General features: G+C 64.5%; 4 protein-coding genes. All 4 read left to right on the forward strand.

The window, feature by feature from the left end; genetic code table 11:
• On the forward strand, window positions 1-481 hold a 481-nt coding region (locus VMR39_RS05145; protein WP_325414934.1), incomplete at its 5' end, for a hypothetical protein.
• Window positions 478-1428: a cytochrome c oxidase subunit II gene (locus VMR39_RS05150; RefSeq protein WP_325414935.1), complete on the forward strand. Its 951-nt coding sequence runs from the start codon at window positions 478-480 to the stop codon at window positions 1426-1428. The genes VMR39_RS05145 and VMR39_RS05150, both read left to right, overlap by 4 nt.
• Entirely contained in the window at window positions 1425-3260 is a 1836-nt protein-coding gene (locus tag VMR39_RS05155) for a cbb3-type cytochrome c oxidase subunit I (RefSeq protein ID WP_325414936.1), read from the forward strand. The genes VMR39_RS05150 and VMR39_RS05155 overlap by 4 nt, the downstream gene beginning before the upstream one ends.
• 208 nt (window positions 3261-3468) lie before the next feature.
• Complete coding sequence (locus VMR39_RS05160) at window positions 3469-3765, forward strand: amidohydrolase family protein (RefSeq protein WP_414712461.1); 297 nt, start codon at window positions 3469-3471, stop codon at window positions 3763-3765.
• Window positions 3766-3797: the final 32 nt, after the last annotated feature.

Consider the following 3797-nt stretch of genomic DNA (forward strand, 5'->3'; position numbering starts at 1 on the left):
TTCCCGCCGGAAAATCGGTGCCGGTGACGATCCAGCGCGACGCCTGAAAGACCCCTTGCCGATGCCGGGCAAATTTCTGATCGCTCTGTTGCCTTTGCTCGCAGCGGCTTGTGGGGCGGAGCAGCGTAGTTTGCATGCCGACCGCCCCTTTTCCGTGCCGACCGGACCGCAAGATCCGCGCATCATCAGCATCGAGCGTAATTTCGATCAGCTGTCGCAAGGTGGCCGCTATTTCATCTGGTTCGGTTGCGGCGCCTGCCATGGGCAGGAGCCGGGCGAATGGCAGCGAGGCATGACCTTCGCCCGGGTCTACGCCGCCATCGGCCATCGCGGTTATGACCGCCGCCTTCCAGCCGGGCAGCGGTGGCAGATCACCGCCTATGTCCGCTCGCTTGCGCAGCTTGATCCCTCGTTGCGTAAGCGGCAGGGCAGCGATCAATCCGCTGAACCGGCAACCAGCCGGTGGGGTGGACCGCTATGAGGATGTCGCCGTTCCTCGCGCTGCTGCTGCTTGGCGCGTGCAGTGGGCGTCAGACGTCGCTCGACCCGGCGGCGCAGCAATCCTCCAGTTTGATGATCCTCTTCATGCTGATGCTCTGGGTCTGCGGCCTGGCCTATCTGCTGATGCTCGGCCTTCTGGGCTGGAGCCTGATCGGCAGGCGCAATAAGCCGGGGCAGGGATATTCCCGCCTTTTTGGTCTCTGGATCGGTTTCATCCTTCTGGGCCTGACGGTGCTGGTGACAGGCAGTTTCTGGATCGACCGGGGATTGCTCGCGCAGGCTGACGAGGCGTCGCTCCACATCCGCGTGACCGGCCATCAATGGTGGTGGCGTATCGAATATCGGACGGCGAGTGGCTGGGTGGAGACGGCCAACATCGTGCACCTGCCGCTCGGCCGGACGGCGACGGTGGAATTGCGATCGGCCGATGTGATCCACAGCTTCTGGTTGCCCAATCTGGCGGGGAAAGTCGACATGCTGCCGGGACGATCGAACCGCATGGTGATCACGCCCCGGCGGGCAGGTCTTTTTCGGGGGCAATGCGCCGAATTTTGCGGGGTTCAGCACGCCAATATGGCGCTGACCGTGCAGGTGGAAAAGCCCGCTGCCTTTGGCCGCTGGCTGGCTGCTGAGGCTGAACCCGCCCCATCTGTGCCGGGGCAGGGCCATGACCTCTTCATGCAAACGAGCTGCGCCGTCTGCCATCGCATCCGGGGAACGCAGGCGCAGGGGCGCGTCGGCCCCGACCTCACCCATATCGCTTCCCGTCCCATGCTGGCGGGCGGAGCCGTGCCCTTGACGACGGCCAGCCTGCGCGGCTGGATCATCGATCCGCAGGGGATAAAGCCCGGAACGCTGATGCCCGCCGGGGACCTTTCCCCGCAGGATGCTCAGGCCGTCGCCCGCTATCTGGAGGCGCTGCGGTGAACGGAGCGTGGATTGACCCTCCTGGCCTGTGGAGCTTCCTGACCACGGTGGACCCGCGGCGCATCGCCGCGCGCTATGTAATGACTACAATGGCGCTGCTGGTCGTTTCCGGCCTGCTCGCCCTCGACATGCGCCTGCAACTCAGCCAGCCCGACATGCACCGGATGACGGCGCAGCTTTATAATGAGAGCTTTTCGCTGCATGGATCGACGATGCTTTTCCTCGTCTCCGTGCCGGTGATGGAGGCGATGGCGATGTGGCTGGTGCCGCTGATGCTTGGGCAAAGGAGCATGGCCTTTCCGCGTCTCAATGCATTTAGCTACTGGCTTTATCTGGGCGGCGTGCTGATGCTGTGGGTGCCGCATATCATGGATGTGACTCCGGACCTTGGCTGGTTCGAATATCCGCCGCTATCCGGCCCCTCTTATTCCCCCGGCCACCGCGCCGACATCTGGGCGCAGATGATCACCTTCACCGAAGTGGCCGCGTTGGCGGTGTCCGTCAACGTCACTGTCACCATATTGAAGATGCGCCCGCCCGGCATGACCCTTGCGAACATGCCCGCTTTCCTTTGGGCGATGTTGGTCGCCTCGCTGATGACGATCTTCGCGCTCCCCTCTGTGATGCTCGCCACCTCCATGCTGATCGCGGACCGGCTGGTCGCCACCCATTTCTTCAGCCCGGCCAGTGGCGGCGACGTGCTGCTGTTCCAGCATCTCTTCTGGTTCTTCGGCCATCCCGAAGTCTACATCATCTTCGTGCCCGCCGTCGGCTTTGTGTCCGCCGTGGTAGAGACGTTCTCGCGCCGCCGTCTATTTGGTCATGTGCCGGTGGTATTGTCGATGTTAGCGATTGGCATTCTGGCCTTTGGCCTGTGGGTCCATCATATGTTCGCGGTCGGCCTGCCGCGCATGGGCAACGCGCTCTACACAGCCGCCAGCATGGCGATCGCATTACCGGCGGGCATCCAGATTTTCTGCTTCATCGCTACCATGGGCAGCGGTCGGCCGCACTATCGCACGCCGTTGCTCTGGATCATCGCCTTTCTCCTGACCTTCGTGATCGGCGGCCTGTCCGGCGTGATGACCGCCTCCGCCCCGCTCGACCTGCAGCTGACCGACAGCTATTTTGTCGTTGCGCATCTTCATTATGTGCTGATCGGTGGAGCGATGTTCCCGCTCTTCGGCGCTTTTTGCTACTGGTATCCGCTGGCGACAGGCCGGATGATGTCGGAACGCTGTGGGATCGTCAGCTGCGCATTGATCGTCGGCGGGTTCAATATCGGCTTTTTCCCGATGCATTTGCTGGGCCTGATGGGGATGCCGCGCCGCATCTACACCTATGGTCCTGAAATGGGTTGGGGGACGCTCAACCTCATCGCGTCGATCGGCACCGTGATCGCGTCGGTGGGCGCGGCGATTTTCGTCCTGAACGCCCTGATCAGCTACTGGCGGGGGCGGGAAGCTGGCCCCGATCCGTGGCGCGCCGCGACGCTGGAATGGATGTCGCCCTTGCCCGCCGCCTGCGTCCCCGTGGTGGCCAGCGCCACGCCGCTCTGGGATGCGCCCGACCAGCCCATGCCGGTGATGAGGGGGCTTTCCTCGATCAAACGCGAAGTGCTGGTGACATCGATCGTCGATGCCGTCCCGGAATATCGCCAGCCCAGCCCCGATCCCTCGATCTGGCCGCTGGTGGCTGCGCTGGTCGTGTCGGCCCTGTTCGTCGGCAGCATCTTCACGCCTTGGGCTCTGGTGTGGGGCGCGCCGCCGCTGGCGCTGGCCCTGACCGCATGGTTCTGGCCCAAAAGGCGACGTGCGGGAGAGGGCGCATGACCCGTCCCATCCGCGTCGAGGGCGATGTGTCGCACCTGCCCGATCATGGCTCCGGCCCGCAAAGCGTCGCCTGGTGGGGCAATATCGGCTTTATGGCGATTGAGGGCACGGCCTTCGTGCTGGCGGGGGGATGCTATCTGTACCTGATGCTCGCCAGCCCGGACTGGCCGCCGTCACCGACGAGTGGCAGCCTTCCACCGTGTTCGAGATGGCCACCCTGGGCGGTGCCCGGGCCATGGGCCTGGAAGACGAGATCGGCAGCATCGAAGCGGGCAAGCGGGCGGACTTCGTCGCCTTCGACTTCCGCCGCCCCCACCTCACGCCCATGACCAATGCGCTCGGCAACCTGGTGCATGTGGCGCACGGGCGGGACGTGGAGCTGGTGGCGGTGGACGGCGACATCGTGGTGGAGGACGGCACGCCCACCAAGGTCAACGCGCACGCCATCCGGCAGGAGGCCGAGCGCGCCATCGCCGCCCTCTGGGACCGGGCGCGGGCGGGGTGAGGCCATGAAGATCCTGCTCATCAACCCCAACA

It is taken from the genome of Sphingobium sp. (assembly GCF_035511395.1).
In the GTDB taxonomy this organism is placed as follows: Bacteria; Pseudomonadota; Alphaproteobacteria; order Sphingomonadales; family Sphingomonadaceae; genus Sphingobium.